The following is a 940-nucleotide window of genomic DNA, read 5'->3' as shown; positions in this document are numbered from 1 at the left end:
CGGCCATTTCTCCCCACATTCAGATAACCACGATGACCTGGTATTGATATCGCTCCTTCACTATCGGAGCTATATCATGACCCGCGAAGACAAGATGCAACTCTGGCAGGAGCGCCTGCAGCACCAGAAAGACAGCGAACTCACCATTGCCGCCTGGTGCGATCTTCACCAGATTGCCCAATCACAGTTCTATTACTGGCAGAAAAAGCTCACGGCAACACCATCCGAACCCGACAGTGTCATTGTGCCTGTTTCGGTGCCCTCATCGCCGATGGCTTTGGTGGTTGAAACGCCCGGCGGCTACCGGATCTCCGTCCATGGCGCCTCGGCCATGGCGTTGCTGCCGCAAGTGATGAAGTGCCTGCCATGATCCCCGCACCGACCGGCCATGTCTACCTGGCCACCGGGAGCACCGACATGCGCAAGTCCATCAACACCTTAGGCCTGCTGGTCGAAGATGTGCTGGCGCTCGACCCGGTCGGGCCGCACTGGTTCGTGTTTTGCAACCGCCGCCGGGACAAGCTGAAAATCCTGCAGTGGGACACCAACGGCTTCTGGCTTCATTATCGCCGCCTGGAAAGCGGCAAGTTCCAATGGCCGATGCATCCGGGAGATACGGTTGCGATGGCAATTACGGCCAGGCAACTGCGGTGGCTGCTGGATGGCCTGAACTGGCAAAATGCCGTGGCGCACCAGCCCATGAATGGACTGAAAATGTCATAAAAAAGCGCAAGAAAACGTGGCAAAAGATGCTGTTTTTACTACACTTTTATCATGCAAAAGGAACTTAAAAAGCCTTCGGACATCACCCCGGAAATCCAGGCCTACATCGACGGCCTAGTTCAAAATGTCAGCCAACAATACGAATCCCGCATTGCCGAAATGTGGGAGCAGTTCCGGCTGGCCCAAGCCAAGCGCTACCTGCCGCAAAGCGAGAAGT

The 940-nt window shown here is 55.7% G+C and carries 2 protein-coding genes; both read left to right on the top strand.

Annotated elements, in window-relative coordinates:
- Window positions 1–370 (top strand): IS66 family insertion sequence element accessory protein TnpA (gene tnpA, locus SPK40_RS22950; protein WP_442957603.1); only part of this gene is annotated, 370 nt, incomplete at its 5' end.
- Window positions 367–723 carry an IS66 family insertion sequence element accessory protein TnpB gene (gene tnpB / locus SPK40_RS22945; protein ID WP_330962018.1) on the top strand — a complete coding sequence of 119 codons (357 nt, stop codon included), beginning with the start codon at window positions 367–369 and terminating at the stop codon, window positions 721–723. The genes tnpA and tnpB, both read left to right, overlap by 4 nt.
- The last annotated feature ends 217 nt before the right edge of the window (window positions 724–940 follow it).

This window comes from Photobacterium sp. 53610, assembly GCF_036409375.1.
Lineage (GTDB): Bacteria > Pseudomonadota > Gammaproteobacteria > Enterobacterales > Vibrionaceae > Photobacterium.
The sequence above is the reverse complement of the archived record's forward strand: the minus strand, read 5'-3'. Positions and strand labels throughout refer to the sequence as shown.

Excerpts from the sequence above, each read along its gene's own strand:
- tnpB (WP_330962018.1), top strand. The coding sequence starts at position 367 with ATGATCCCCGCACCGACCGGCCATGTCTACCTGGCCACCGGGAGCACC.